Below are 25,233 nucleotides of genomic sequence, written 5' to 3'. Positions count from 1 at the left end.
ACTACTGGTCGCTCACTCTGGACACACCGTGTTGCTCCTCGGTCCAGTGAGCCGTCTCACGTGTGCGTTCTGCCGGCGATGACGGCGCTTCGAGAAGCTGTTCAAGCCGCCGCTCGAACTCAACCTCTGAGAGTTCGCCCCGAGCGTACCGCTGGCGAAGCGTGGCCAGCGCCGACTCTGTCTCGCTCTCCCGGTCGGTGGTCGTATTGCGGGTGTCACTGTCTTGATTGTATTCGACCACCCCCACTGCCGCCGGGAGGACCACACCAAAGCCGACGACGAACACCAGCCAGAACGACTCGACGCCCAGTGCCAGCAATCCGAACGCAATGAGCAGTGTGGCCGCCGTCACGACTGCTGAGACGACTGCGCTCACCGGCTTGGGGCGCGCGTGGGACAGCGTTTGGCTCATCGGCCACCTCGAAGAACGAGGACCCCGGTGTACGCTGCCCCGATGGCGACAGCAGCGATGAGTGCAAGCAGGACCCCGAAGGCCCCGTAGCCGAGCATCGGATCGCTGTACGGTGCAATGATGTCCGACGGTGGTTCGATAGCCCAGGGACCGAGGTGGACGGACGCGAGCACCACGCTGTTCGCCGTAAAAAATCCGAGCCAGTACCGCAGTCCGGTCCGCCCGGTTACCGTGAGGACGAGGCCGATTGCCAGGAGTGGGTAGACGGCGAGACTGAGCGTGAACGCGTTTACTTCGGGGGTCAGCGGCCAACCCACGTGGTTCCCGCGGATGATGTGGTCGACGTGATGCGCGGCCCCGAATAGCGCCGGCACGAACAACACGAGAATCATCTTTCTCGGGACGGTAGCCGTACTTGCGACGCGACTGTTCGAACGGTGTTCGTTCCGTTCCATATGTACACAGAACGGACACAGTGAGGTGACGCTTACAGCAACATGTTGCATCCCGCTAGTACCGGTACCGCTGTTCGCCGGCGGTCAACGAGCAACCGGCAGTCTCAGTCTGCCGTCGCCTCGCGTATCTCTACCACGTCGGCGTCCGTCTTGAACGTCGTGCCGCCGTAGTGCGTTCGGGAGGCCGCGTAGCCAGCGTCACGGAGCTTCTCGATGAACTCGTCCATGGCTTCAGCGCCGCGCCCCCAGCGCTTGCAGAGGCGGTGCTGGTCATAGTGGGTCGGCGTGTCGATTTCGGCCCCGAGCGTCGCCAGCAGTTCTTTGGCTTCGTCGGCGGTGCCCATCTCTTCGCTCACCTGCTCGGAGACGTCGCTGACGAACTCGGGGTCACAGGTCCGACCGAGCCAGATGGGACCGGCCGTCTGGAGGTGTTTCTCACAGACCGGACAGACGTCGGGCGCGTCGGCGATGAGGCCGTAATCGTGGTCGCGCCAGAGGCAGTGCTGGCAGTGGTGGACGTAGCCGAGTTCGTCGATGCAGTCGTTAGCGACCTTCGCGCCGTGGTCGAACTCCAGATAGGTCCGGGCGTAGTGTTTGGTCGCGTGGCTGAGAATCGGTCGGGCAGCGATGTCGTAGCGGGCGGCGGTGCGGACCATCGCCGATAGAAGGACGCGCATCCCCATCTCGGCGTGGAACTCGGTATTTCGTGGCACCGCGCCATACGAGCGGACGCCGCTCTCGAAGTGCGCGCCACACAGCGGCGCGGTGTCGGTGGCCGTCACACAGAGGAGGTGTTTGGTCCCCTGCACCGCCGCGTCGGCGAACGGAATCGGCGTGCCGAAGGGGTCCACGTCGACCACGTCGAACGCCTCGGAGTGCATGAGCACGTTCGCGTCCGACCGCCGGACCGAGGCCGCGAGGTCGTTGCGTTCGAGGTTCTGTTCACACAGCGCCGTTGCGTCGTCGTCGATATCACACAGCGTCGTCTCCCAGTCGTTGGCCGCCGCGCGGACGCCACGGATACCGCTGGCGGCGGTGGCGTCCAGATACGTCGACACGCGGGGGGTTCGCTCTCGGTAGGCCCGCAGCGCCGCCACGGTGATGTCGCGGTTCAGCTCCTGTACGGGGTTAAAGAATACGTCCGCACCCTTCCCCGCCTCCGGCTGTTCCGGCACCGTGACCGTCACCCGGCCCTCACTGACGCGCATACTCACCGGTCCGTGCGGGTGCCGTTAAGTCGTTCGAACCTGCCTGTTGATGCTTCCATAGTTGAGGGTGGCGTGAACAGCCAGAAAGCCCCGAGGCGCTGGCATCGGAGGTCTCGTTGCGCGCTGCCTCGCTCCTTACAGTCGCTCGTGCAGTGCTTGCGTCGCCCGCCGTCCGCCAGCGCCTCGCCCCTTCCAGTCCCACCCGTGCTGGCAGTGTAATCGCACTGCGCATGCCGGCTGTGCAGTCGCACTCAGCACGGCCGGCAGACTGTCCCCGTGATTACCACACTCATCTTGCTTCGGCGGCCGTCCGCTCTCGGGGCAGTCGAACGGTTACCGTCGTCCCGTCGCTCGTGTCGAAATCGAGGTCGCCCTCCAGCGTCGTCGCGGTCCAGCGGACGAGCCAGAGGCCGATGCCGCTGCCGTGGTTCAGGTCCGTCTCGCGGCCCCGCTCCAGTACGCCGAGTTCGTGTTCGGGCACGCCGGGGCCGTTGTCGCTGACGGTCAGCACGACATCGTCGCCCTCGACCTTCGCACCGACGGTGACGACGGCGTCCGGAACGTGCTGGAGAGCGTTCTCGACGAGATTGGTAAGCAGGATTTCCAGCAGGGCGGGCTGGGTCGTCAGCCGGAGGTCGTCGGGTATCTCAACCGTGACCGAGCCGTCGTATTCCTCGCGGGCGGCGTCGATGACTTCGGCGGCGAGGTCGGCCAGCACGACGGGTTCGGGGGTCGCATTTCCGGCCCCCGCTTCGGCGAGGGTCCGGGCCTTCTGGCCGGAGTCGACCAGACGACCGACAGACTGCTCGATGGTCGCCGCATAGTCCGCGTGGTCGCCCTCGAGTTCCGTTGCTAGCAACTCCGACCGAGCCTGGATGACGACACTCTCGTTGCGGACGTTGTGTCTGAGAAAGCGATTGAGCACTTCGAGGCGGCGTTCACGCCGGATCTCGTCGGTGATGTCCTGAAAGACGACGGTGTATCCCAGTTGCGTGCCCGTCTCGTCTCGGAGCGCCGTCTGTTGGACCTTGTACTCGCGGTGCCGACCATCGGCCTCGATGGACACCCGCGAACTCCCCCCGTCGGTTGCGATGTCATCGCCACCCAGAAAACCGTTCAGCGGCTCCGTCAGTGCCTCGTGCTTGTCGACGGCGAGCATCTGTTCGGCGGCGGGGTTGAGATTCACGACGCGCCCTTGCTCGTCGACGATGGCGACCGGCGTGGCGATGTCGTGGATTGCTGCCCGCTCGCCGGCCCGCCGGGTCGCCGGGTGGAACTCGAACATATCGCTGTGAACGAACGCGTACAGGTCCAGCGCGACGTGGGGCAGAAACAGGAGCGGCGTCAGATTCACTGCCGGAACCGGCCCGATACCGCCGGCCCACAGCAACACTGCGGCCCCGGGCGGTATCGGACTCAAGCCGACCGCCAGCGCCTCGCGCCGGTACAGCGGGCCGTAGCTGACGACCGTATCGAACACCAGCAGGGTCCCGAAGCTGACGAACAGCATCGCGACGATGATTGTGAGCAGTCCCACCGGCAAGACGGCGTAGTCGGCCCCCGCGCTGCCGGCAGCCGGTACGACCCGGAACCCCTGCCAGACCACAGTATGGAGTGGGTTTGTGACGACGAGCGCCGTTTCGACGAGCGGCAGCACCGCCACGCCACGGTACCAGCCGCTTTCGAGGACGTTCGTCCGGCCCGTGTATCCCAGCGCGAACGAGAGAAAACAGAAGCCAATCCAGATGATGCCCAGCCACGATACCATCTCCAGAGCGAGGCGCAGTGTCGAGTCGAACACCAGCAGTGCCGCGCCGTAGCTGAAACACCAGACCGTCTGTGTGACGATGGTCGCGACGAACCACCGCGCGCCGGGCTTGTCCCAGTGTGCCTGGAGCTGGGCCAGCAGATACAGCGACCCGAATCCCGAGGCAAACGAGCCCAGCGCCAGCCACGGGAGGTCGAGGTTCATGCCGGAATAAATCTGTACTCCGTGTTTATGTTTCTGGGCACAGTACAAGCATTGATAACTTCTCGCCGCCGGTTGCGAGCCAGCTGGAATCTGGCTGCTGAAGCCGACGCCGTTTTGTCACCCCTTTCCGTAGCACGGATGTGACTGATGTCGAGGAGTGGGTGGCCGACCTCGAAGCCGCCGGTGAGCTGACCCCCGATGCAGTGTCGGCTATCGTCGCCGTCCACGATGACCGCGGTCATCAAGCTATCGAGGCCGTCGGCGAGGGCCGCGTCAAGCAGTACCGCGATTTCACCGTCGTTGTCGGCCATGACGACGAGTACATCGTTGAAGACGGCGGCTGCACCTGCGCCGACAGCGAGTACAACCTCGACGCCGACGACCCCGACCAGCTTTGCTGGCACGCTATCGCGGTTCGCATCGCCGAGGCTATTGACGCCGTTGACGAGCACGATATGTGGTACTCTGAGGTCCGGGAGTTCCTCTAGACCACCTTTTTCCCGCTCGGGTGAGCGCATAGCGCTCACCTCTCGCGGCAAAAACGTGGGCGAAAAAGGCGCGAATCGCGGAGCGATTCGCGTGAAACCGCGCGCCGTCGGCGCGCGGTATGCTATGCGGTACGGCTTCCTCACCGCTCTGCTACTGCTACCGCACTGCTCCGCTCCTGCTACTGCCCCCGCTACCACTCCACCGGCCGCCCAGCCCCGTACGCAATCCGTCCTTCCAGTGAGAATCGAAGGACGGACCGGGAGCCGAGGTTGAGCGCGCGGAGCGTGTCGGCTCGCTCGTGGTCGCCCGGGTCCACGTCGATGCGGCTGCTCAGCGGCGCAGCCCCTAGTTTCCCCTGGAACTCGACAGATGTTCGTTCGAGTCGTCCCTCCCGAACCGCGTAGCTCTCTATCTGCTCTCGGTGTTCCCAGGTCCGGGGCCAGTCGATACTGACCGTCGCCACGCGGTCGCCGTCCTCGACGACCGTCGTCTCGCGGCGGGTCGTGTTGTCGTGGTGGCTGATGTTGGCGACTGTTTTCGGATAGCCCCAGATTTCGTCGCCGAGGGCGCGAGCGGGTTCAGTTGTCACCGGGAGCGACCAGACGTAGCCACCGATATCGCGGGTCAGCAGTGGCACCAGTGGTGGCTGCCACTCGTCCGCCGTTGCGCCAATCAGCACCGCGAACTCGTCGTAGGGGGCCATCGCGTCGTCGCCGATACGGTGATACTCGACACAGAGGAGCACGACTGCGGCCTGCCGGGCCGTTACTCGAACCGGTGTCAGTCCATCGGGCAGCAGCGACTCGGCAACGTCGTATCGCGCCGGGAGCACCGCGCCGGCAACCGTCGCCTCGGTGACCAGCGGCAGCGTCACTTCGTGGCCGGTCGAGAGCCGAACCCGGTCGCCGTCGGACAGGTGTATCATAACCACCGCCCCAGAAGCGCGCTCGCTCGACCGAATCCACGGTGTATCGGGTCCTGCAGTCGCGCCGGGAGCCAGTGGGTCCATCGGACGAACGTGGCGAAGGCCCCGACAGGATAGCGGGCCTTCGGCGGGTCGTCGGTCGCTGCGGCGAGTACCGTCGCCGCGACGGCTTCTGGCGTTGTCGCCAGCGGTCCACCGGTGAGGACCCAGCCGTCCTCCAGCGCGTCGTACGTCCGGTCGTAGGTCGGCGTCCGGTCCGCATCACGCAGGCTCTCCAGCGCGCCATCGGCGAACCCCGTCTCGACCCACGCCGGTTCAACGAGCGAGATATGGATGTCGTCCGCGCCGGCCACCTCTATCCGAACTGCGTCAGAAAGCGATTCAACGGCGGCTTTCCCGGCTGAATACGCGCCGAGTCCGGGCGACGCGGTGTGGCCCAGGACGCTTGAGACGGTGATGATGCGCCCGCCGTGTTCGCGCATCTCGGGCAGCACTGCCTGTGCGAGTCGGTGTGGGCCGTGGACCAGCACGTCGAACTGCTCGCGAACGTCGTCGCTGGAAACATCCTCGACTGGGCCGGCGACCCCGTACCCGGCGTTGTTCACCAGACAGTCGAGTCGTCCCGCTTCCTCGATGATGTGGTCAACGACAGCCTCGACCTGCTCGCTGTCAGTTACGTCGAGTTCGAGACAGCGACAGCGCTCGCGGATATCCGCTGGAAACTCGGTCCGAACATCCGTCGCGTAGACGGTCCAGCCGTCGTCGGCGAACGCCCGCGCCGTCGCCGCTCCGATACCCGACGCTGCGCCGGTGAGCAGCACGACAGAAGCTCCTGTAGACATACAAACGAACCCAAGTCCAGAACTCAGTGGTCGAGACAGTAGTCGACGTAGTTCCGGAGGATGCGAAGCCCGGTTTCGCCCGACTTCTCCGGGTGGAACTGCGTCCCGAAGACGTTGCCGGCGTCGTTGGCAACAATCGATGCGAAGTCTGTCCCGTAGTCCGTCGTCGCCACCGTCGCGCTCTCGTCGTCAGGAACGGCGTAGTAGGAGTGGACGAAGTAGGCGTGTTCGCCGTCGACGGAACCACCGGTTCCGTCTGCCCGTGGGGTCTTCGACCCCACGCTGTCGACGCCCTCGACGAGGGGATGGTCCCGCGTCACGTCAAGTTCGTTCCAGCCCATGTGTGGCACGGTCTGGTCGCGGCTGAACCGGACGTTCTTCCCCGGAATGAGGTCCAGCCCCTCGGCGTCGCCCTGTCCTTCGTGGTCGGCCTCCTCACTCGTCGTCAGGAGCATCTGCATCCCGAGACAGATTCCGAACAGGGGCTTCCCGGCCTCGGCCTGTTCGACCAGCGCCTCGCGGAACGGCCCAGCGTTGTCCATCCCTTCGGAGAAGGCTCCGACGCCGGGCAGGACGATGCCGTCAGCCGCGTCGAACTCTGCGGGGTCCTCCGAGAGCGAAACGTTCGCGCCGGCGCGTTCGAGCCCGCGCGTGACGCTCCGGAGGTTCCCCAGTCCGTAATCGACGACGACCACGTCCGCAGTCGTCTGTCTGACACTCATACCTTCTCGTAGGCGAACGGGGGGTAAGTGAGTTCCTGTTCGAACAAGCCTTCAGCACCGCCACTGTCAAGCGGGCGGTCTCGACCCCGCTTACACGTCCGGTCCTGCAAGAGTATCAAAGCTGAGAATAGTCCGGCCCAGTTTTATCCACCTACCGCATACAGCCGCTGATGATTGAACTTGCAGAAGTCCTGTACGTCGACGGTAACGTTCTCATCGCTGAATTTCCCGAAGAGATGGAGATGACGGATGAGACGTTTGCGAAAGTCAACGAACGATTCGAAGAACTCGCCTCACAGCCGGCGGTCGATACGCACATCTCAAATCTCCAGATGGAGGCGTCACTGAACGACGACGTGTTCTCGCGAGCACAGGAGGCCGCGGAAGCGGGCAAGGAGTTCGGTATCACGGACTGGGTCATCGTCTCCGAGGGGATCAAGAAAATGGCGCTCAAGAGTCAGGTCGGCGAGATTCCGGGTGTTGACATTTCGCTGGTCGATACCAGAGCAGAAGCGATGGACATCGCAGCGAACTAGCGGTTCCGAGCGCACTATCCGACTTTTAAAACTCGCCGAGTCGTGACTGGCCGCTCTGGGCGTCGGTAAACTCCGCGGCAGTCGTCAGCGCCGCCTCGAACGTCTCTTTCTGGCTCGGGTCGTACAGCGTCGCCGCCGGGTGAACGGAGACGAGAACGCGCCGTGGCTGGCCGGCGATAGCCACGTCGAACACGTCACCCGCTTCGCCGGTGACGGCGACATCACGCTCTAGCAGGTGCTCGGCCGGCACTTTCCCGAGCGTCACGACGACTTCGGGGTCAACACGGTCGATTTCCGTCTCCAGATAGTCGCGGCAGTTCGCGAGTTCACCGTTTCGGGGGTCGCGGTTGTTCGGCGGGCGACAGCGGACGCAGTTCGTGATGCGCACGTCGCCGCGGTCGAGGCCGGCATCGCGTAACCCAGCGTCGAGCACGTCGCCGCTCCGGCCGACGAACGGCTCGCCCTGTTCGTCCTCGTTCGCGCCGGGGGCTTCCCCGACGAACAGCAGGTCCGCGTCCGCGGGGCCGACGCCGTTGACGATGCGCGAGCGCGAGCCACAGAGGTCATCACAGCGCTCACAGCCGACGACATCGAGGCCGTCCATCTGCTCCATGCACCGTCGTTTGCACCGGAGGCTCTCAAACGCAGCGGTCCGCCGGCAGGCACCCGACCGCGGACGCTGGCCGTGACTACCGCTTTACACCGGTTGCTTCGATCTGCACCGCCGCGTCGTTTGGCAGGCTTGCAACGCCGACGACGCTTCGTGACGGTCGCTGTCCGTCGAAAAACGCCGCGTACGCTTGCTTGACCGCTGGTAGCTGGTCCATCTCCGTGAGGTACACCGTCGTCCGCAGCAGGTCACGCGGTTCGAGACCGGATTCGGCAGCCATCGCTCGAATCTGGTCGAGTGCGGCCAGCGTCTGTTCCTGCACATCGCCGTTGCGAGCCGTGTCCGCGTCCGGAACCTGCCCGTCGAAGAATATGAGCTGGCTGTCCTGCTGGCGCTTGCCGTACACGCTGTGTTCTGTCGGCTGGTCGCCCTCGGACCGGGTCACGCTACTGTTGATATTCGTCTGCTCGTTCGTTTCTGCGGGGTCTACAGCATTCCTCGCCTGTGTCTTGCTCTCTGCCATTGTATTCGTACAAACACAGTGCCAGCTAATCAGGATATCTTTAGCTATTACTAACTGTAGACAATGATGAGGCAGTACTAGCTAGCAGGATGCTTTCGGGCCGCAGATATAACTTAGTAATAGACAACTTTTCGCTGTGGCTCCTGACAGCAATAACTCTGGCCTGTTCCACTGTCTTGACGACCAGTGTCACAGCGTCGCCGGTCGGCCGCTACCGCTGTCCGACTCACTCCATCTCGGCCAGTCCCCGCGCTGCCAGTCGGGCCACCCGGAGCGGTTCCGGACGGCCGCCTTCCGGCGTGAACGCCCGGACGACATCTGCGGCGGCGCTGTCGTCGATACCGACGCTCCGAACGTACACCGTCTCGTCGTTCACCGACACCGGTCGGCGCTCCGGCTGGGCACGGTAGGTCGCCAGCCGGTCCTGTACGACATTGGGATCGTCGAACGCCTCACGAATGGCCCCCTCGAGCCCCGGCGAGGATTCGAAGGTGACTGAGACGACTGGCAGGTCGGTGTGGTCGTGAATCCGGCGGAGGTCGAGGACGTTGAACCACGCCGGCGCGAGACCCGCCACCAGCAGGTAGCGGATGTCCTCGCGGTCCAGTCGGTCGACCATCGCACACACTGTCTCGGTTGCGTCGCTCCCGCCGACCGTGGCAGTACTGAAAACAAAGCCGTCGGCCACTCTACTGGCGCGGACGACAGCGCCAGCAAACTGACTGGTTTCAGCCCGATACGACTCCGCGACGCCGAGGGCCCGTGCCCCTGCTTTCACGTGTTCTGGTTGTCTTTGATGTCTTCCAGTCTGTCGAGTAGTTCGTCGTTCGACGCGGTGAACTCGTACTCGATGTCGCCCTCGTGGGCGTTTTCTTCAGCATCGAGGCCGTCCTCGTCCTCGAAGTCTGTGTCGTACTCCTGATTGTCTTGTTCCGATTCGTCGTAGCTCCCGAACCCCATGGTACGTGTACAACTATGACGTTCACAGTAAAAAATCACTCGCCGACTCCAGCGTGTTAGCTCGTTAACACGATGTTCTTCGGTCTCACTCTCGGAACTGCTGTGGCGACCGGCGGCCGGGACAGTACACTCAAGCGGGCCGCGCCACAGGCTTCGTGTATGGACGTTCACAACGTCACCGCCGAAGCCGAGACGTTCACCTGCAACGCCTATCTCGCGACCGGCGAGCAGACGACACTCGTCGACGCTGGTGCGATGCGCGGCGTCGTCGACGTCATTCGGGAGCACGCCGACGCGCTCGATGCCGTCGTGTTAACCCACCAGCACGGCGACCACGTCCAGCGACTTGATACCGTCCTCGACGCCTTCGACGCGCCGCTGTACGCCTACGGCTCCCATCCCCGCCGGGACCACGCACTCGCTGACGGCGACACGCTCACCGTCGGCGATGAAGAGTGTGAGGTCGTGTACACGCCGGGCCACGCCGATGACCACGTCTCGCTCGTCTCCGAGTCAGCCCTGTTCTCCGGCGACGTGGTCGTCCACGACGACGGCGCGTTCGACGACGGCTCGTTCGGCCGCACGGACCGCCCCGGCCAGTCCCGCGAGCGCCTCATCGAGAGCATCGAGCGTATTCTCGACCGAATGCCGGCAGGCGTCGAACACATGTACTCGGGTCACGGCGGCGTCTTCCACGGCGATGTCCGCGAGGTCGTCGAGCGCGCCCTCGAACGGGCCGAGCGCCGCGAGCCGAAGTATCCCGACGACTGACCACTCGAAACCGGCACAACGCTCTAGTGATAGGGCCGATATTCGACGCTATGAACCAGCGACTTCTGACGGGGGCGGCTCTGGCAGTCTCCGGCGTCGTACTGGCCGCGATGCAGGTATTTCACGCGGTCCAGCAGACCCGGATTCCGGTGGCGGTCGCGGTCGATGCGCTCCCCTTTGTGGCGATGGGCCTCGCGGTGACGTACGCGGGCGTCTGGCTCGCCCGCGACACGGCATTTGAGGGGGCCACGTCCCGAGTGGCCGCGTGGGCCGCCGGCGGAACTGTGACGTTCGCCGCCGTGGCGGCGCTCCTGTTGTTCAGTCAGCGCGTGACCTCTGGCTCACTCGCCCGAGCGTCGTACCTGACGGTTGACCTCGTTACTGTCGGCGCGCTGGCGGGCGTTCTGGTCGGGCTGTACGACGCCCGGAGCCGCAGTCGGCTCCGCGAACTGGCGGCCGAGCGCGACCGCGTCGAGGCTTTCGCCGGGAAGGCGGCCGACGTGAACAACTACGGGCGCGCCATCGCCAGCGCCCCCAGCGTCGACGGCGTCGCTGCCTTCGTTGTTGAGGCCTTCGGCACGATGACCGGCATGGAGGAGACAGCCGTCATCCAGCTCAGGGACGGCGATGCGGTGGCGCTCGCGAACACGGTTCGGACCGTCCCAGTCGACGTCGTCGCCGAGTTCGCGCAGGCCGTCCGGGCACAGGAACAGGGAGCGGTCATCGTTCACGACCGGCCGTTCCCCGTCGACATCCCCGAGTCAGTCACCGATTGCGTGTCGGCAGTGGTTCTGGACGATGAAGACGAGACGACAGTCGTCATCTCGGTTACGACGGACGAGACGACTGTCGGTGAAGAAGACCAGAAGCTGCTGGAGCTTCTCGTCTCACACGCGTCGGTTCGCATGGCGACGCTCGACCGGCAGTCAGCGGATGAAGAACCCACTGAGCAGTAGCCGAGTGGTGACGAACTGCCACCGGATGTCGGTGGCAACTGACCCGAAAATCAGGCGCTGCGGGTTTCTTTCGCCTTCGGACGCAGGTTGCCGTAGCCACATTTCCGGCACTGCTGGGCGCGCTGTGGGTTCCGAGCGTTACACCGCATGCAGATCTGCTTGTTGAGGAGTCGGTCGGACGCTGTCTCGAAGCTAGCCATGCGCGGTCATTCCCGGTGCGCGCGTTTAAGCTTTGAGTTTCGGTCCGGGACCGATTCAGCGTGGAACGACGGTGAAAGACAGGGAGATACCTCCCAGTCGTCGCCGGCTTTAGATGCCCGAGCGACGAAGCCGGAGTATGTACGATCAGGTCGCAGACCTACCGGTCACCATCGAGAGCTGTTCGTTCGAGCGTCGAGAACGGGCGACCTCCAGCGGATTCGACCGAGTGACGACGGTCATCCACCTTTCCGGTGAGGGTGAGACCGGCAGCGGCGAGGACGTGACGTACACAGCCGAAGCCCACGACGCGCTACAGGACAGCGATGCGTTGCCGGGCGAGGACTCCCCGCTGGCCGGCGAGTACACCGTTGATTCGTTTTCGGCGACGCTGGAAGCGACCGATTTGTGGCCCGAGCCCCCCGACGAGAAGCGGTTCCGTCACTACCGCCGCTGGGGGTTCGAGAGCGCGGCGCTTGACCTGGCGCTGCAGCAGGATGACACGGACCTCGGGGCAGCACTCGGCCGACAGTACGACCCAGTGAACTTCGTCGTCTCGACGCGACTCTCGAACGCGGCCGACGATACGCCACCGACGGCTGACAGATTGGCGATGCTGTGTGAGCGCTACGGCGACCTGTCGTTCAAACTCGACCCGACGCCGTCTTGGAGTGACGCCCTTGTCGACCAGCTGGCGGACTACGACGTTCGCGTGCTGGACCTGAAAGGGCTGTACGAGGGGACAGATGTCGATGTCGCGGCCGACCCGGAGTTCTACCGTCGTGTCGTCGACGGCCTCCCGGACGCGCTGGTCGAGGACCCCGACCTGACCGAGACGACCCGACCCATCTTCGACGGTCAGGAGGCCCGTGTCACCTGGGACGTACCTATCACCGGCGTTGAAAGCATCGAGTCGCTGCCCTTCGAACCGGCGTGGCTCAATATGAAACCATCCCGTTGCGGGACCGTCGAGTCCGTGCTTGCGACTATCAACTACTGCGAGGCACACGGTATCGACCTGTACGGCGGCGGGCAGTTCGAACTCGGTGTCGGCCGCGACCATATCCAGGCGCTAGCGTCGCTGTGCTATCCTGATGGGCCAAACGACGTTGCGCCCGGCGGGTATAACGACCCCGACCCCGACGCGGACCTGCCGACGAGTCCGCTCACCCCTCCCGACGCGCCAGCCGGTATCGGCACCAGCTTCTCGTAAGCGGCCTTAAATATGAAGCCGAAGCTACATTATTGTTGGAGAGCTAACTATTGTCATGCGGTGTCAAGCCTGCGGAGAACGCATCGACGACGTACTGGAGGCACATGCGCGGCGGGCCTGTCCACACTGTGATGCGCCGCTCCTCGAAAAGCCAGCAACGCCCCGATGACTACTCCTCGGCGAGATAGTCGTCCTGTACGTCGATGACGTCGCTCGAATCCTCGCAGTTCGCGTACCGTTCCAGTGGTTCCTCGTTCAGTTCCAGAAACGTGTGGCCCCAGGAGAACGTCGAGAGAATCCGCTCGGCGTGGTCGCGCTCCCCGAGAATGGCGAGCGCACCGGCGAACGCTTCGACGGTATTGAGCTGAAAGGCCGTTCCGTAGTTGACCGGATTGCCGGCGACGAGGAACGGGAGTGAGCGATGAACTCCTTCGAGGTCGAACGCCTCCCGTTCGGCGGTTTCCCAGGAGCAGTCGAGTGCGACCAGGCGGCTGTGGCGAGCGCCGTTGCCGGGGGTCGGTCGGTCCGCCGGTGACAGCGCCTGTTCGGCGAAGGGGTTGAGCACGATGCCGGGTGGCGTCGACCGCGTCGCGCGGTGGAGTTCAGCCTCGTCCATCCGGGCCAGCTTCCGCGCGCTACATTTGTCGGGGTCGTCGTCACCCTCGTACCGGACGTGCAGTTCCACAGGAGAACTATCTCCGTGGCGGATAAAAGCGACTCGTTCCGTGATAGCGTGCAAACACTGTTATAGCCGGACTCGGTTGTACAACGTGTGCTTTCAGAGGGGACGGCAGCACCACTGTTCGAACTGCCGGCGCTCGTCGACGGTGACTGCCAGCGAGTCGGACTGTCCGACTATCTCGGCGAAGATGTGGTCATCCTCGCGTTCTATCCGGCGGATTTCAACCCGGCCTGTGACGAGACGTCCTGTGATTTGGACGAACTCGATCTCTTTACGATGCAGAAGGACGTGACGATTCTGGGTATCAGCCCGGATTCAGTGTACAGCCACCGGGCCTTCGCCGACCACTACGGCCTGAAAATCCCGCTTTTGTCCGACACCGACCACGGCGTCGCCCGCGAGTACGGGCTCGATTTCGTGGACGACATCGGCCAGCGACTCATCGAGCGCGCCGTCGTCGTCATCGACCACGACGGCGACGTGCAGTACGCCTGGAGTACCGACGACCTCCAACAGCTCCCTCGTGTTGGGGAGATCAAGGACGCTATCGCCGACACCGGTGGCGACGACACCGCGTTCGCCCGCTACCGCGTCGGCCACGCCCACTATACCGAGGGACGGCGCGCGTTCACGTCGGCGATGGGGGCCTTCCGCGAGTCGGAGTGGATGGTCGCACAGGGTGACTTCCAGCAGGCACGCGAAGAGTTCTCCGACGCCGAAGACCACTTCGACACCGCTGTCCGGTTCGTCGACGACGAGTCCCTGAAACCGATCTACGAGGACACAAAGACGAAGGCGAACTCGCTGTGGCAGGCCAGCGACTGGCTCACACAGGCCGCTCGCGCCTACTCTAGCGGGGACGGTGCCGAAGGCCAGCAACTCCGGGACGACGCAGAGCGGCCGCTTGAAACCGCCCGCGGCTACAAGGAACCACCCGACCCCGACGGTCCATGGCCGCCAGATCTGGAGACACTGAAAAAAGAGACGGACAACGACCGGCCGACGTTCCTCACACAGGACGAGACCGCTGTGGATACCTCGCTCGACGTAGACATCGACGCAGAAGTCGAACGGACAGACAACGAGCTGACGGAGACGGCGTCGTCGGCTACCGAGTCGCCGGAGTCGACGCCGTCATCTGAAGCCGCCGATGCGGCCGACGACATACGAGACACAGCCGACGAGCCGACGGCAGAATCGGCCGAGGGGACGACGACGGGGACAGCTACCCAGTCAACGAATCCGCCGACCGCAACCAACGACGCGACCGCTCACGCGGACCGGTCGACAGCGGCGGAACCCGATGCCTCGTCGGTTGACGATGCCTCACCGGAGTCGGCACCGACGCCTGACGGCGAGGGTGAGCTTTCGGATGTCGACGACGCTGATATCGAGGAGATTCAGGCCGAACTGGCCGCCAGCGAAGCTGAGAACGAGCCGACGGACCCGCTGGACGAGGCCCCGACCGCGATGGTTGAAGAGCCTCCCGACACGGTCGGCAGCGCGGACGACGACACCTCGACACAGGACGCGTCGGACGGCGAGCAGTCGACCCCCGACGCGTCATCGGACGCCGCCACTGACTCCGAGACGGAGACTGACGACGCAGTCGAACTGGATCTGGCCGACCCGATGGCCGACGGTGACAGCGGCGACACGGGAGAATCAGCCGACCCCGAGCAAGCTGCCGACTCGGTCCCGGACGCGGCTGACGAGACATCCGACGCGGAGAGCGATAGAGACACGGGTGACGAACCCGAACCAGGCCCGTGACGCGACCTGCTCTCCGTCAGCGGACACGGGCCTACTACGACGCCATCGACGGCGACGACTACGACCAGTTGGCCTCGCTGCTCGCCCCGTCGTTCGTCCACGACCGCCCCGACCGGACCATCGAAGGCCGGGACCGGTTCGTACAGTTCATGCGTGAGGAACGACCCCAGACAGACACCACGCATCCGCTCGACGGCCTTTACTGTCGCCAGAAAGACAGCGCGGTTGAGCCGGCCGACAGCGACGACGCGACGACGGCGGCAGTCATCGCCCGTGGCCGCTTGCTCGATGCTGAGGGCGAGTGCATCGTCGGGTTCGTCGATGTGTTCACCTTCGCTGGGGACGACATCGAGCGAATAGAGACGTACACGCGCTAAGGCTTGCCCGCTTGCGGCGTTGCTATTTTACTGCCCGGGCAGCGACAGCTGAACGCCGTACATCGACCCGTCGGTCTCGGTCCCGACGAGCGTGTCCATGGTCCACGGCGTTTCGCTGACCGCGTCGCGGAACTCCGACAGCGTGACCAGCAACAGGTCGGTCCACGGGCCGGCCAGCCCGTCGTACTCGACGCGGAAGGTCCGGTAAGCGACACCGGGCTGGGTGCGGTGGGCCGCGTCAGTCTCCGGCTCTGCCCGGTCGAGCGTGTCCATGTCGGCGACGAGTCGGCCACCGGGCTGTGTCACCGCCGCCAGTTCGGTGAGCGTCGTCCGGAGGTCGGCCAGCGAACTGCCGAGGCCGAGTTGTTTGCCAAGGGCAACGACCGTCTCGAATCCGTTGCCCGGCGGCCGTCGGAGGTCGCCGACCACGGGACGCGTGACGCCGCGCTCGCTGGCGACCGCGACAGCCCCCGGACTCCGGTCGACCGCCAGCACGCTGTGGCCGCGCTCCTGTAGTGGAAGCGTGTGTCGCCCGACGCCACAGCCGGCGTCGAGGACACGGCCCGTCACCGCCGAGAACAGGTTCTGTTCGATGGGATGCCACGCCGATGGCGGCTCGAAGTAGCCCGAAAGATGTGCTTCAGTCAGATCGTCGTCGTCGCGGCGATAGCGGGGCCGTTCGGCGAGGTCCCCGCGGTGGAAGTCCAGTACCATCTGCCCGAAAGCGTCGTCCAGCATACTTCGGCGGTGCCGGCGAACGAATGTAATACTGTATTGAAATATGGTTTCGTGTAACACACCGCATACGGGAAAGCGGGACACCGGCCGAGCGCAACGGACCGCGGTGGCCTACTCTTTCTCGCCGGCTCCGACGGCGCTCTCGCCGATTTTCTCGGAGCCCTCGATGACTTCCTGGCCGCCCATGTACGGGCGGAGCGGCTCGGGCACGGTGATGGTTCCGTCGTCGTTCTGGTAGTACTCCATGATGGCGACGAGGACACGCGGGACGGCGAGTCCGGAGCCGTTCAGCGTATGGAGGTAGTCGGCGGATTCGTGGCGTTCGGGGCGGTAGCGCAGGCCGGCGCGGCGCGCCTGGAAGTCCTCGAAGTTCGACACCGAGGAGACTTCGAGCCAGCGGCCGCCGCGGTCGGGACCGTCCTCCATGTCGTCGCCGGGTGCCCACACCTCGATGTCGTACTTTTTCGCCTGTGTAAAGCCCATGTCGCCGGTACACATGTCGAGCACGCGGTAGGGCAGTTCGAGCCGGTCGAGCACTTCGGCGGCTTCGTCAAGCAGGCTCTCAAGCCGGTCGTAGCTGTTCTCGGGCCGGACGAAGTTGACGAGTTCCACCTTGTGGAACTGGTGGACGCGGACGTACCCCCGCGTCTCGGTCCCGTGCTCGCCGGCCTCGCGGCGGAAGTTCGGCGAGAACGCCTGATGTTTGACCGGCAGGTCGTCATCAAGTAAAATTTCGCCGCGGTACATGTTGGTGACCGGCACCTCCGCCGTCGGGAGCAGCCACAGGTCATCGCTGTCGTAGTCGTCGTCCTGTCTGGCTCCGACGCGGTAGGCGTCCTCGGCGAACTTCGGAAGCTGGCCGGTCCCTTCCATCGAATCGGAGTTGACGGGAATCGGCGGAAGCACGTCGACGTACTCCTGTTCGCGGTGGACGTCCAGCATGAACTGGATGAGGGCGTGTTCCAGACGTGCCCCCTCGCCCTTGACGAACTGGTAGCCGCCGCCGGACACCTTCGCGCCGCGCTCGAAGTCAAGCAGGTCGAGGTCCTCGCCGAGGTCGTAGTGGGGCACCACTTCGTCGGGCAGGTCCCGGAGGTCGTCGAACCCTTCGCGGTAGCGCTCGACGTTATCGGCTTCGCCCTCGCCGGTCGGGACCGACTCGTGGGGAATATTCGGCAGTTCTAGCAGCGCCTCTTCCAACTGGGACTCCAGTTCGTCGGCGCGCTCCTCGATATCCTGCAGTTCGTCTTTGAGTTCCTGCGAGCGGTCGATGGCCTCCTGGGCCTCTTCGTCCTTGCCGTCCTGCTTGAGCTCGCCGATCTTGCTCGACACCTCGTTGCGCTCCTGTCGGAGCCCGTCGCCTTCGGCTTTCAGTTCCCGCCACTCCTCGTCTATGTCGAGGATTTCGTCGAGGTCGACGCCCGTGACGCCCTTCCGCTCGATAGCGTCACGGACCGTCTCGGGGTGCTCCCGGACGAACTGTCTCGATAACATGGCCGACGGTTCTCGACGGCAGAAATTAGTCGTGTCGGTCCCGCGGTGGGGCTGGCCCTGCCCGTCGACCCCTCTGTCGCCCTATGCCTCGCCGCCGACCTTGACGGCCAGCACCGGCACCGGCGAGGCCCGAACGACCGACTCGGTGACGCTGCCGATGAGTTCCCGAGATGGCCCGGTCCGCCCCTCCGTCGCCATCACGACGACGTCGATGTCGTTGCGCTCGACGTAGTCTACGACTTCCTCGTGGGGGACGCCCTGTTCGACCGCTGTGGTCACGGTGTCGATGCCGGCGTCTTCGGCCTGTGCCTGCAGGTCATCGACGGCCTGCTGCCCGGCGTCGGCGAGGCGGTCGAAGATGCTGCTGTCCTCGAACTCGGGAATCTGGTCGACTACCTGCTCGGTTTCGAGGACGTGCAGCGCGTACAGCCTCGCATCGTGGCGCTGTGCGAGGTCGATGGCGTGTTCGGCCGCGGTGGCGGACCCCTCGGAGCCGTCGGTCGGAACGAGTACGGCGTCGTACATACAGTGGTGTTTCTGATTCCGGGTAAATGGCTTTGCCCTTCCTTTTGCCTGACTGTCACGACAGCCACAGCATAACGGTTTTGCCCCCGCCGGTCACGAGAGAGTGTATGGGAATCGGTGACGTTCACGAGGTGACGGTCGGGGACTGCATAGATGTCCACTACGTCGACGTCGGGATGTACGGCGTCGCCGAGTACGGGCCCGTCTACATAATCGACGCCGAGCGACCGGCGCTGGTCGACACCGGCACCGGCGCGCGACACGAAACCATCCTCTCGGCGATGGAGTCGGTCGGGATCGCGCCCGAGGATCTGGAAGTCATCGCGGCGACCCACGTCCATCTGGACCACGCCGGCGGAGCCGGCTACCTCGCCGAGGACTGCCCGAATGCGACGGTGTACGTCCACGAGTCAGGCAAGCGCCACCTCGTCGACCCCGAGCGGCTCTGGGAGGGGACCAAACACGCCGTCGGTGACCAGATCGAGTTCTACGGCAAGCCGATCCCGGTCGCCGAAGACCGTATCGAGACGCTAACTGACGGCGACGTGATCGACCTAGGTGACCACTCCCTCGAAACTCTGCACGCGCCGGGCCATGCGCCACATCAGGTCGTCTTCTACGACCCTGCCATCGACGGTGTGTTCACCGCCGACGCCGCCGGCATCTACAACCCGTCGACCGACGAGATGCACGTCACGACCCCGCCGGTCAACTTCACGCTCGACCAGGCGCTCGACGACGTGGCGATGATACAGGACCTCGGCCCGGACATCCTCATGTTCGGCCACTTCGGTGCCGTCGAAACCGGCGATAAGCTGGAAACATACACCGAGATACTACCTGAATGGGTCGCCGAGGTCGAGCGAAAACGCGAGGAACTGGACGACGACGAGGCGGTCATCGATTACTTCGTCGAGCGGGCCGACACCGATACCTGGGGCGAGCGAAAGGGCCGCGCCGAGATGCGCCTGAACGTCCGCGGCGTCCTCGTGGCGCTCGATAACCGGGACGAATAGCCAAACGTCACAGAGGCCTGACACTGCGGTCCCAATGGAGCCCCCGTGTGCCGGTGAGTGAATGCGTTTATACGAGGGCGATGCGTTAGGCTGGACAGATGGAGGCCAACTGTGGCTGGTAGTTCGGGGCTACTGATTCCGCTTGTCGCCGGTATCATCGGGCTCGGTGTTCTTGCACAGGTCCTCGCAGCACGACTGCGGGTGCCTAGTATCATCTTCTACCTGCTGGTCGGTGTCATCATCGGCCAGCCCGGACTGAACATCATCGGTGACGGCACCTTCGGTGGAGCGCTGTCGGCAATCGTCGGCTTAGCGGTCGCAATCATCGTTTTCGAGGGGGCCTATCACCTCCGATTCGACCGGCTACGCGAGGCTCCGGCCGCGACGTTCAGACTCGTTACCGTCGGTGCGGCTATCGCACTCGTGGGCACCGCTATCGCCGTTAAGTTCGCGTTCAGCTCCGCGGCCGTCTCCTGGAACCTCGCGTTCCTGATCGGTGCGCTGCTGGTCGCGACCGGGCCGACCGTCATCACGCCAATCCTCGATGTCGTTCCGGTTCGAGACCGCGTTGCCGCCGCGCTGGAGACGGAGGGGATTGTCAACGACGTGACCGCGGCTATCATCGCCGTCGTCATCTTCGAGACGGTCAATCCGGTGGCGTCGAGCGAGGGACTGTTGCGGGCGTTCGCACTCCGGTTGGGAACGGGCCTGCTCGTCGGCCTCATCGTCGCCGGTGTGTTGTACTACCTCCTCCAGTACGTCGACCTCTCGCCCGGTGACGCACCGCGGAACTCCCGACTGCTCGTGCTCGCCGGGGCGCTCATCGCCTACGCAGGCGCGAACACGATAGCGACCGAGGCCGGTGTTGCCGCCGCCGCCACGGCGGGGATGGCGCTCGGGAACGTCGACCACCCGTACGAGGAAGACATCGAGGAGTTCAAAGGCGATATCACGCTGCTGGTGCTGTCGTTCGTGTTTATCGCACTGGCGGCGCAACTGGAACCCGCCTCGCTCATTGATGTCGGGCTAGCGGGCATCATCGTCGTCCTCGCCGTCGCCTTGTTCATCCGGCCGTTGCTGGTGTTCGTCTCGACCGTCGGTGACAGATTCACCACCAACGAGAAGCTGTTCGTCAGCTTTGTCGGGCCGCGTGGTATTATTCCGGCGTCTGTTGCCACGCTGTTTGCCGTCGAACTGAACGCCGCGGCCGAGGAGGTCACTGGGGCACAGGCTGAACTGCTGGGGACGCAGGCCGATATCCTGCTTGGCACTGTCTTTCTCGTTATCTTTGCGACCGCCCTGTTTGAGGGTGGACTGGCGCGATACATCGCGGAAAAACTGGATGTGATACCAATGCGAGTCATCATTGTCGGCGGCGGACAGGTGGGCCGAGCGCTCGCCGCACGCCTCGAAGACCGGGGCGAAAACGTCGTCATCATCGAGCAGGAGGAAGAGATCGTCGAACGAGCCCGTAACGACGGCTACGCCGTCGAGATCGGCGACGGCACCGACACCGACACGTTGCGGTCGGCCGGGGCTGAAAACGCCAAAACCGTCGTCGCGGCGACCGGTGACGACGACGCGAACCTGCTGGTGTCACAGCTAGCGAGTTCGAAGTTCGGCGTCGAGCGGGTCATCGCCCGCGCGAACAATCCGGACAATGTTGAGGCCTTCGAGGACCTCGGCGTTCGCACCATCTCCTCGGCGATGGCAACGGCCTGGGCCATCGACAACCAGATCGAGCGCCCCGCTATCGCCCACTGGATGACCGATGTCGGTCGGAGCGGCGATGTGCAGGAGGTCGAGGTCAAGAACCAGGAACTCATCGGGAAGCCGATCCGCGATGTCGGGCCGATGCTGCCCGACGCCTGTCTGGTCGCGCTCGTCAGCGGGGAACTCCACGAAAATGCCGAAGTACCCACAGCAGACTATATCCTTGAGGAAGGCGACATGGTGACCCTGCTGGGCCGTCGAGAGTCCGTGCGCGACGGGATGAAGATGGTCAGCGGCGACTAGTCGTCGGTAAGATGGGCACCGTCTGATTCGTCGACGCCCGCTGTCCACGGCGACTCACCGCGGTCGCCGTCAGTTTTGTACGTCCCGCGAGCGCTCGCGATGTGATGGCCATCGGTGTCGTACACTTCTGCATCGACGACTGAGACGCTCCCGCCGTTTCGGATCACCTCCGCCTCAGTCCGTAAATCGGCGGTCGCTGGCGCGAGGTAATCGATCCGCATGTCGACCGTTGGCGAGACGGTGCCGGACTGTGAGATGACGGCCGCCCCGCCGACGGTGTCGACGAGCGAGTACGTGACGCCGCCATGTGCGATTATCGATTCGGGGTTCGAGGAGTGGCCGTCCTCTAGCGGGAGTTCGCCCGCCGCATAGCCATCGTCGACGGCCGTTATTTCCATCCCTAACTGCTTGACAAACGGGATGTCGTTGAACATCGATTTGAGACTCATGGCTATCCCCACGGAATCGAGTCTGATAAGCCTCCGAGAACGCACAACAACGGGTCAGGCGTGGTCGGTTTCTTAGGACACGTCCTGGTTAGTCGCCTGCCACTGTTCCGTCCACGCTCTCGTCGCCCTCCGTGGCTTCTTCGGGGAGCAGATGCTCCGGACGACGCAAGTAGCTTGGTTTCTGTGCGAACGCTTCGATTCGCTCCCACTCCTCCGGTGTGATGTGACCGTCCATACAAAGTATGTGTGATTGACACTACTTTAACCCTTACAATAAAACCTAAAATTAATTTATAGTGACTAGTCATCTACAATCCCGAACTGCCACTATCGCAGCGCGTACACCGAGAATGAGGATGCCGGTAGACTGTAGCGGCCTTGCTACCGGCCCCCGCTTCCTATCAGCACCCCTCTTTGCCCCCCTGATGACCTAATATGATTTTAGGCAGATATGTGGGTACTACTATATGTTTGCCGTAGCTACCGGATGCCATGCAACCACAGCGGGCGACGTACGTCAAGAAAGCCTGTGCCTACATCACCAGAAACGGGTCGGAACTGCTGGTGTTCGACGGGCCGGGTCACGACGGGCTACAGATACCGAAGGGAACCGTTGAACCAGGGGAAAAACCGCGGGTCGCCGTACAGCGAGAGGCTGTTGAGGAGAGCGGTCTCGCTTCATTCGAGCGCCTGCAACACATCGCCACCGACGTCTGGACGCGCCGCGAGTCGCCCCCGAAGCGGTACGTGCGGTCGTTCTACCACCTCCCCGTTCACGAGTCCCGGGACCACTGGGTCCACACCGTCACCGGGACGGGCGAGGAACGCGGCGCAGAGTTCGAGTTCTCGTGGGTCGACCTCCAGACCGATGCCACCTTCGCACTTGATCTTGACGACTATCTCCACTCCCTGACGAGTCCCGCTGAGGCGACGACAGCCGGCGATGTGGCTGCCGATTAACGACTTCTTCTCTCAAATATCGCTCGTGCAAGCGCCACAGCGGTCGCAAATGACGGATTCATAAGAACAGACTCGAAACCGACGGATTCGCAAACGTCGTGCTGGGGCAGAATACTGAAACCGCGCTGACAGCGGCTGCTCAGGGCAGTCGGAACTCGATAGCCGCGCCCTGACCGAAGCCGACACACTCTGTCGCCAGACCCAGCTCCGCGTCGCGGCGGTTCATTTCGTGGACGAGCGTCACTGGAAGGCGCGCGCCAGAGGCCCCGAGCGGGTGGCCGATGGCGATTGCGCCGCCGTTGACGTTGTAGATGTCGTCGTCGAAGCCGAGTTCGCGCTGGCAGTACAGACACTGGGAGGCGAAGGCCTCGTTGAGTTCCACAAGGTCGTAATCGTCCGTCTCGCGGTCCGTTCGTTCGGTGAGTTTGCGAACGGCGGGGACCGGACCGATACCCATCACAGTCGGGTCGACGCCGGCGACTTCGTGGGAGCCGATCTCCGCCAGCACGTCAAGTCCGCGGTTTTCCGCGAACTCACGGGAGGTGACCATCAGCCCCGCCGCACCGTCAGAAACCTGCGAGGCGTTGCCGGGCGTGACCGTCCCGTCCGACTTGAACACCGTCGGTAGCTGGGACAGCTTTTCGAGCGTGGTGTCGGGGCGGATACCCTCGTCTGCGTCGAGCTGTCCGTCCTCGGTCTCGATCGGGACGATTTCGTCGTCGAAGCGACCGGACTCCGTCGCGTCGGCGGCGCGCTGGTGGCTCCGGAGCGCGTACTCGTCTTGCTCCTGCCGAGCGACCTCCATCTCGCTGGCGACCTTTTCGGCGGTCATCCCCATCTGGAGTTCGCCGATGTTGTACTGCTCGGCCAGCCGCGGATGGACGTTGTGGGTGTTTTCGTCCATCTGCACGCGGGACATCGACTCCACACCGCCGGCGATGAGCACGTCGCGCTGGCCGGCCGCGATGGCGTCGGCGGCCCGCATCAGCGCTTCGGCGGAAGACGCACACCAGCGGTTGATCGTCGATGCGGGGACGCTCTCGCCGAGGTCCGACAACAGCGCGATGACGCGAGCCATGTTGTTGCCCTGTTCCCCGCGCTGCTGGGCACAGCCCCACAGCAGGTCGTCGACGTCCTCGGCCTCGACGCCGGTCGACGCGAGCAACTGGTTGATAAGCGGCACAGAGAGGTCTTCGCTCCGGACGCCGGCGAGTGCGCCGTCCTCCTTTCCCTGTGGCGTTCTGACTGCATCCACGATGACAGGTGTGGGCATGGACAACGGAACGTCTCGGCCTGTGTTAAATCCTGACAAACTCGACACAGTGGGGGAACCGTTGTCGGCCGACGGCCTGACCGCGGTCGAGCAGCCGTTTCACTCCCGCTCGAACCCCGGCGGGAGGCCGGCGTGTCTGAGCCCTTCCCGCTCGTCGATGTGGAACCGGTAGATGGTGACATCGTCGTCTTTGATTGCGTCCTCAAACACTTCCGGCCGCCACGCTCCGTCAAGCACCTCTGCAAGATCGGCCCACTCGGATTCGGGCACAGCTTCGATATCGCCCTGTAGCAGGACACTCTCCCAGTGGAACATCGATTCGACTTTGTACACGAGCACGGTCGCGTCCGCTGCCGCCTCGGTCAACCGTTGCTTGCGACTCGCCGACCCACCGATGAAGGTGAAATACAGCGAGCTGTCACCATCGTACCCGAACGACAGTGGAATCATGTACGGTCCGCTCTCGGTCGGCAGCCCCAGCACACCGACCCGCTGGTTCGACAGAAACGCCGCAATGTCGCTGTCGTCCATGTGCGTGAGTCCGGCCGCCTCGAGTGTGTCTATTGTCATATAGGTGTAACTTCGATCGAAACCTGCTTAATTAATTCGGCTATTCCTCGATACAGAGAACTCCCCGTCAGGACATTCCCGGTCACCGCTACTCCTCCTGTGTTGCACCCGGAGCGTGGCGCTTGATCCGCTTGATGGCGGCCACGGCTTTGTTGCGTTCGGCGTACCCCTCGCCGGAGTCGGCGATGATTTCGCCGTTGCGGTGTCGGAGCCGCCAGCGCCACTCCTCGCCTTTGTCCTCGTACACTTCGAACGCCGCGCTCCCGATAGCCAGCAAGTCGGCGTCGGCGGCGTAGGACTGGACCCGCTCGACGGCGTCCATCGCCTTCGACCGGTTCGCGTACCCCTCGCCGCTGTCGGCGATGAGTTCGCCGTTGTCGGCCCGCAGCCGCCAGCGCCACTCCTCGGCAGCGTCCTCATACACCTCGAAACGATCATCGACCGCGGAATCGGGTGCGAGTTCGCTGACTCGACGGGCCGCCCGCCGGGCGTTCGACCGGGAGCTGTATCCTTCGCCGCTGTCGGCGAGGATGTTACCGTTGCGGTGGAGCAAGCGCCAGCGGAACTC

At 64.2% G+C, this 25,233-nt stretch carries 31 protein-coding genes; 10 read left to right on the top strand and 21 right to left on the bottom strand.

Annotated features, from left to right (window positions below; translation table 11 throughout):
* Position 1: 1 nt before the first annotated feature.
* From G9463_RS07575 to G9463_RS07560, 4 genes are all read right to left on the bottom strand, one after another.
* A complete protein-coding gene (locus G9463_RS07575) occupies positions 2–412 on the bottom strand; it encodes an SHOCT domain-containing protein (protein ID WP_193569558.1) in 411 nt (136 codons plus the stop codon).
* A complete protein-coding gene (locus tag G9463_RS07570) occupies positions 409–867 on the bottom strand; it encodes a hypothetical protein (protein ID WP_165896381.1) in 459 nt (152 codons plus the stop codon). The genes G9463_RS07575 and G9463_RS07570 overlap by 4 nt, the downstream gene beginning before the upstream one ends.
* 104 nt (positions 868–971) lie before the next feature.
* Complete coding sequence (locus tag G9463_RS07565; RefSeq protein ID WP_165896380.1) at positions 972–2,075, bottom strand: tRNA (guanine(26)-N(2))-dimethyltransferase; 1,104 nt, start codon at positions 2,073–2,075, stop codon at positions 972–974.
* 289 nt (positions 2,076–2,364) lie between these two features.
* Entirely contained in the window at positions 2,365–4,047 is a 1,683-nt protein-coding gene (locus G9463_RS07560) for a histidine kinase N-terminal 7TM domain-containing protein (protein ID WP_165896379.1), read from the bottom strand.
* A 140-nt stretch (positions 4,048–4,187) separates the two neighbouring features.
* On the opposite strand from G9463_RS07560, the gene G9463_RS07555 reads away from it, so the two are divergent.
* Positions 4,188–4,535, top strand: a complete 348-nt coding sequence (locus tag G9463_RS07555; protein ID WP_004960560.1) for a hypothetical protein — start codon at positions 4,188–4,190, stop codon at positions 4,533–4,535.
* 191 nt (positions 4,536–4,726) lie between these two features.
* On the opposite strand, the gene G9463_RS07550 is transcribed toward G9463_RS07555, so the two are convergent.
* From G9463_RS07550 to hisH, 3 genes are read right to left on the bottom strand one after another with little or no spacing between them, the layout of a single operon-like run.
* Positions 4,727–5,461, bottom strand: a complete 735-nt coding sequence (locus tag G9463_RS07550) for an acetoacetate decarboxylase family protein (protein WP_165896378.1) — start codon at positions 5,459–5,461, stop codon at positions 4,727–4,729.
* Positions 5,458–6,303 (bottom strand): SDR family oxidoreductase, encoded by an 846-nt coding sequence (locus G9463_RS07545; protein ID WP_165896377.1) that lies wholly within the window; start codon positions 6,301–6,303, stop codon positions 5,458–5,460. The genes G9463_RS07550 and G9463_RS07545 overlap by 4 nt, the downstream gene beginning before the upstream one ends.
* Before the next feature lie 23 nt (positions 6,304–6,326).
* Positions 6,327–7,025, bottom strand: coding sequence for an imidazole glycerol phosphate synthase subunit HisH (gene hisH / locus G9463_RS07540; protein WP_011224435.1), 699 nt, complete (start codon positions 7,023–7,025; stop codon positions 6,327–6,329).
* Between the two features lie 170 nt (positions 7,026–7,195).
* Here hisH and G9463_RS07535 point away from each other — a divergent pair, with 170 nt between their 5' ends.
* Complete coding sequence (locus tag G9463_RS07535; RefSeq protein ID WP_165896376.1) at positions 7,196–7,561, top strand: hypothetical protein; 366 nt, start codon at positions 7,196–7,198, stop codon at positions 7,559–7,561.
* Between the two features lie 25 nt (positions 7,562–7,586).
* Here the strand turns inward: G9463_RS07535 and G9463_RS07530 are convergent, their stop codons facing one another.
* From G9463_RS07530 to G9463_RS07515, 4 genes are all read right to left on the bottom strand, one after another.
* A complete protein-coding gene (locus tag G9463_RS07530) occupies positions 7,587–8,174 on the bottom strand; it encodes a uracil-DNA glycosylase family protein (protein ID WP_165896375.1) in 588 nt (195 codons plus the stop codon).
* 76 nt (positions 8,175–8,250) lie between these two features.
* A complete protein-coding gene (locus G9463_RS07525) occupies positions 8,251–8,694 on the bottom strand; it encodes a RidA family protein (RefSeq protein WP_004960539.1) in 444 nt (147 codons plus the stop codon).
* Positions 8,695–8,920: 226 nt separating this feature from the next.
* A complete protein-coding gene (locus G9463_RS07520; RefSeq protein WP_049939055.1) occupies positions 8,921–9,472 on the bottom strand; it encodes a DUF99 family protein in 552 nt (183 codons plus the stop codon).
* Positions 9,469–9,654 carry a DUF5786 family protein gene (locus G9463_RS07515; protein ID WP_004515979.1) on the bottom strand — a complete coding sequence of 62 codons (186 nt, stop codon included), beginning with the start codon at positions 9,652–9,654 and terminating at the stop codon, positions 9,469–9,471. The genes G9463_RS07520 and G9463_RS07515 overlap by 4 nt, the downstream gene beginning before the upstream one ends.
* A 159-nt stretch (positions 9,655–9,813) precedes the next feature.
* Between G9463_RS07515 and G9463_RS07510 the strand changes: the two genes are divergently transcribed.
* On the top strand, positions 9,814–10,425 hold the full coding sequence (locus G9463_RS07510; RefSeq protein WP_049939184.1) for an MBL fold metallo-hydrolase: 612 nt from the start codon (positions 9,814–9,816) through the stop codon (positions 10,423–10,425).
* 50 nt (positions 10,426–10,475) lie between these two features.
* A complete protein-coding gene (locus G9463_RS07505) occupies positions 10,476–11,381 on the top strand; it encodes a hypothetical protein (RefSeq protein WP_165896374.1) in 906 nt (301 codons plus the stop codon).
* A 50-nt stretch (positions 11,382–11,431) separates the two neighbouring features.
* Here the strand turns inward: G9463_RS07505 and G9463_RS07500 are convergent, their stop codons facing one another.
* Entirely contained in the window at positions 11,432–11,581 is a 150-nt protein-coding gene (locus G9463_RS07500; protein WP_004960523.1) for a 50S ribosomal protein L40e, read from the bottom strand.
* 137 nt (positions 11,582–11,718) lie between these two features.
* Between G9463_RS07500 and G9463_RS07495 the strand changes: the two genes are divergently transcribed.
* Positions 11,719–12,792 carry a hypothetical protein gene (locus G9463_RS07495; protein ID WP_165896373.1) on the top strand — a complete coding sequence of 358 codons (1,074 nt, stop codon included), beginning with the start codon at positions 11,719–11,721 and terminating at the stop codon, positions 12,790–12,792.
* Positions 12,793–12,961: 169 nt separating this feature from the next.
* Here G9463_RS07495 and G9463_RS07490 read toward each other — a convergent pair whose 3' ends face one another.
* Complete coding sequence (locus G9463_RS07490; RefSeq protein WP_165896372.1) at positions 12,962–13,477, bottom strand: DUF367 family protein; 516 nt, start codon at positions 13,475–13,477, stop codon at positions 12,962–12,964.
* Positions 13,478–13,564: 87 nt separating this feature from the next.
* On the opposite strand from G9463_RS07490, the gene G9463_RS07485 reads away from it, so the two are divergent.
* A complete protein-coding gene (locus G9463_RS07485) occupies positions 13,565–15,247 on the top strand; it encodes a redoxin domain-containing protein (RefSeq protein ID WP_165896371.1) in 1,683 nt (560 codons plus the stop codon).
* The gene (locus G9463_RS07480; protein ID WP_004960512.1) at positions 15,244–15,624 is read left to right on the top strand and encodes a nuclear transport factor 2 family protein; all 381 of its coding nucleotides are present in this window, start codon (positions 15,244–15,246) and stop codon (positions 15,622–15,624) included. Before G9463_RS07485 ends, G9463_RS07480 begins: the two co-directional genes overlap by 4 nt.
* Positions 15,625–15,651: 27 nt before the next feature.
* On the opposite strand, the gene G9463_RS07475 is transcribed toward G9463_RS07480, so the two are convergent.
* From G9463_RS07475 to G9463_RS07465, 3 genes are all read right to left on the bottom strand, one after another.
* Entirely contained in the window at positions 15,652–16,362 is a 711-nt protein-coding gene (locus G9463_RS07475; RefSeq protein WP_165896370.1) for a class I SAM-dependent methyltransferase, read from the bottom strand.
* A gap of 111 nt (positions 16,363–16,473) precedes the next feature.
* The gene (serS, locus tag G9463_RS07470) at positions 16,474–17,856 is read right to left on the bottom strand and encodes a serine--tRNA ligase (RefSeq protein ID WP_011224444.1); all 1,383 of its coding nucleotides are present in this window, start codon (positions 17,854–17,856) and stop codon (positions 16,474–16,476) included.
* 81 nt (positions 17,857–17,937) lie between these two features.
* Positions 17,938–18,381: a universal stress protein gene (locus tag G9463_RS07465; RefSeq protein WP_165896369.1), complete on the bottom strand. Its 444-nt coding sequence runs from the start codon at positions 18,379–18,381 to the stop codon at positions 17,938–17,940.
* A gap of 107 nt (positions 18,382–18,488) precedes the next feature.
* Between G9463_RS07465 and G9463_RS07460 the strand changes: the two genes are divergently transcribed.
* Positions 18,489–19,397 (top strand): MBL fold metallo-hydrolase, encoded by a 909-nt coding sequence (locus G9463_RS07460; RefSeq protein WP_127013898.1) that lies wholly within the window; start codon positions 18,489–18,491, stop codon positions 19,395–19,397.
* Between the two features lie 111 nt (positions 19,398–19,508).
* Complete coding sequence (locus tag G9463_RS07455; RefSeq protein ID WP_004960491.1) at positions 19,509–21,413, top strand: cation:proton antiporter; 1,905 nt, start codon at positions 19,509–19,511, stop codon at positions 21,411–21,413.
* Here G9463_RS07455 and G9463_RS07450 read toward each other — a convergent pair.
* Both G9463_RS07450 and G9463_RS07445 read right to left on the bottom strand, forming a co-directional pair.
* Complete coding sequence (locus G9463_RS07450) at positions 21,410–21,862, bottom strand: PaaI family thioesterase (RefSeq protein WP_004960489.1); 453 nt, start codon at positions 21,860–21,862, stop codon at positions 21,410–21,412. The two genes, G9463_RS07455 and G9463_RS07450, sit on opposite strands and share 4 nt — an antisense overlap.
* A gap of 88 nt (positions 21,863–21,950) precedes the next feature.
* Positions 21,951–22,097 carry a hypothetical protein gene (locus tag G9463_RS07445; protein ID WP_007187853.1) on the bottom strand — a complete coding sequence of 49 codons (147 nt, stop codon included), beginning with the start codon at positions 22,095–22,097 and terminating at the stop codon, positions 21,951–21,953.
* A gap of 257 nt (positions 22,098–22,354) precedes the next feature.
* Here G9463_RS07445 and G9463_RS07440 point away from each other — a divergent pair, with 257 nt between their 5' ends.
* Positions 22,355–22,822, top strand: a complete 468-nt coding sequence (locus G9463_RS07440) for an NUDIX domain-containing protein (RefSeq protein WP_004960485.1) — start codon at positions 22,355–22,357, stop codon at positions 22,820–22,822.
* A 139-nt stretch (positions 22,823–22,961) separates the two neighbouring features.
* Here the strand turns inward: G9463_RS07440 and G9463_RS07435 are convergent, their stop codons facing one another.
* From G9463_RS07435 to G9463_RS07425, 3 genes are all read right to left on the bottom strand, one after another.
* Positions 22,962–24,095 carry a thiolase family protein gene (locus G9463_RS07435; RefSeq protein WP_165896368.1) on the bottom strand — a complete coding sequence of 378 codons (1,134 nt, stop codon included), beginning with the start codon at positions 24,093–24,095 and terminating at the stop codon, positions 22,962–22,964.
* A gap of 99 nt (positions 24,096–24,194) precedes the next feature.
* Positions 24,195–24,665 (bottom strand): pyridoxamine 5'-phosphate oxidase family protein, encoded by a 471-nt coding sequence (locus G9463_RS07430; RefSeq protein WP_004960480.1) that lies wholly within the window; start codon positions 24,663–24,665, stop codon positions 24,195–24,197.
* 88 nt (positions 24,666–24,753) lie between these two features.
* Positions 24,754–25,233 (bottom strand): YegP family protein (locus G9463_RS07425; RefSeq protein WP_165896367.1); only part of this gene is annotated, 480 nt, incomplete at its 5' end.

This window comes from Haloarcula sp. JP-Z28, assembly GCF_011440255.1.
Taxonomy (GTDB): domain Archaea; phylum Halobacteriota; class Halobacteria; order Halobacteriales; family Haloarculaceae; genus Haloarcula; species Haloarcula marismortui.
The sequence above is the reverse complement of the archived record's forward strand: the minus strand, read 5'-3'. Positions and strand labels throughout refer to the sequence as shown.

Bases quoted from the DNA above. Each gene is read 5' to 3' on its own strand.
- G9463_RS07575 (WP_193569558.1), bottom strand. From the start codon at position 412: ATGAGCCAAACGCTGTCCCACGCGCGCCCCAAGCCGGTGAGCGCAGTC.
- G9463_RS07570 (WP_165896381.1), bottom strand. From the start codon at position 867: ATGGAACGGAACGAACACCGTTCGAACAGTCGCGTCGCAAGTACGGCT.
- G9463_RS07565 (WP_165896380.1), bottom strand. From the start codon at position 2,075: ATGCGCGTCAGTGAGGGCCGGGTGACGGTCACGGTGCCGGAACAGCCG.
- G9463_RS07560 (WP_165896379.1), bottom strand. From the start codon at position 4,047: ATGAACCTCGACCTCCCGTGGCTGGCGCTGGGCTCGTTTGCCTCGGGA.
- G9463_RS07550 (WP_165896378.1), bottom strand. From the start codon at position 5,461: ATGATACACCTGTCCGACGGCGACCGGGTTCGGCTCTCGACCGGCCAC.
- G9463_RS07545 (WP_165896377.1), bottom strand. From the start codon at position 6,303: ATGTCTACAGGAGCTTCTGTCGTGCTGCTCACCGGCGCAGCGTCGGGT.
- hisH (WP_011224435.1), bottom strand. From the start codon at position 7,025: ATGAGTGTCAGACAGACGACTGCGGACGTGGTCGTCGTCGATTACGGA.
- G9463_RS07535 (WP_165896376.1), top strand. From the start codon at position 7,196: ATGATTGAACTTGCAGAAGTCCTGTACGTCGACGGTAACGTTCTCATC.
- G9463_RS07530 (WP_165896375.1), bottom strand. From the start codon at position 8,174: ATGGAGCAGATGGACGGCCTCGATGTCGTCGGCTGTGAGCGCTGTGAT.
- G9463_RS07525 (WP_004960539.1), bottom strand. From the start codon at position 8,694: ATGGCAGAGAGCAAGACACAGGCGAGGAATGCTGTAGACCCCGCAGAA.
- G9463_RS07515 (WP_004515979.1), bottom strand. From the start codon at position 9,654: ATGGGGTTCGGGAGCTACGACGAATCGGAACAAGACAATCAGGAGTAC.
- G9463_RS07510 (WP_049939184.1), top strand. From the start codon at position 9,814: ATGGACGTTCACAACGTCACCGCCGAAGCCGAGACGTTCACCTGCAAC.
- G9463_RS07505 (WP_165896374.1), top strand. From the start codon at position 10,476: ATGAACCAGCGACTTCTGACGGGGGCGGCTCTGGCAGTCTCCGGCGTC.
- G9463_RS07500 (WP_004960523.1), bottom strand. From the start codon at position 11,581: ATGGCTAGCTTCGAGACAGCGTCCGACCGACTCCTCAACAAGCAGATC.
- G9463_RS07495 (WP_165896373.1), top strand. From the start codon at position 11,719: ATGTACGATCAGGTCGCAGACCTACCGGTCACCATCGAGAGCTGTTCG.
- G9463_RS07475 (WP_165896370.1), bottom strand. From the start codon at position 16,362: ATGCTGGACGACGCTTTCGGGCAGATGGTACTGGACTTCCACCGCGGG.
- serS (WP_011224444.1), bottom strand. From the start codon at position 17,856: ATGTTATCGAGACAGTTCGTCCGGGAGCACCCCGAGACGGTCCGTGAC.
- G9463_RS07465 (WP_165896369.1), bottom strand. From the start codon at position 18,381: ATGTACGACGCCGTACTCGTTCCGACCGACGGCTCCGAGGGGTCCGCC.
- G9463_RS07460 (WP_127013898.1), top strand. From the start codon at position 18,489: ATGGGAATCGGTGACGTTCACGAGGTGACGGTCGGGGACTGCATAGAT.
- G9463_RS07450 (WP_004960489.1), bottom strand. From the start codon at position 21,862: ATGAGTCTCAAATCGATGTTCAACGACATCCCGTTTGTCAAGCAGTTA.
- G9463_RS07445 (WP_007187853.1), bottom strand. From the start codon at position 22,097: ATGGACGGTCACATCACACCGGAGGAGTGGGAGCGAATCGAAGCGTTC.
- G9463_RS07440 (WP_004960485.1), top strand. From the start codon at position 22,355: ATGCAACCACAGCGGGCGACGTACGTCAAGAAAGCCTGTGCCTACATC.
- G9463_RS07435 (WP_165896368.1), bottom strand. From the start codon at position 24,095: ATGCCCACACCTGTCATCGTGGATGCAGTCAGAACGCCACAGGGAAAG.
- G9463_RS07430 (WP_004960480.1), bottom strand. From the start codon at position 24,665: ATGACAATAGACACACTCGAGGCGGCCGGACTCACGCACATGGACGAC.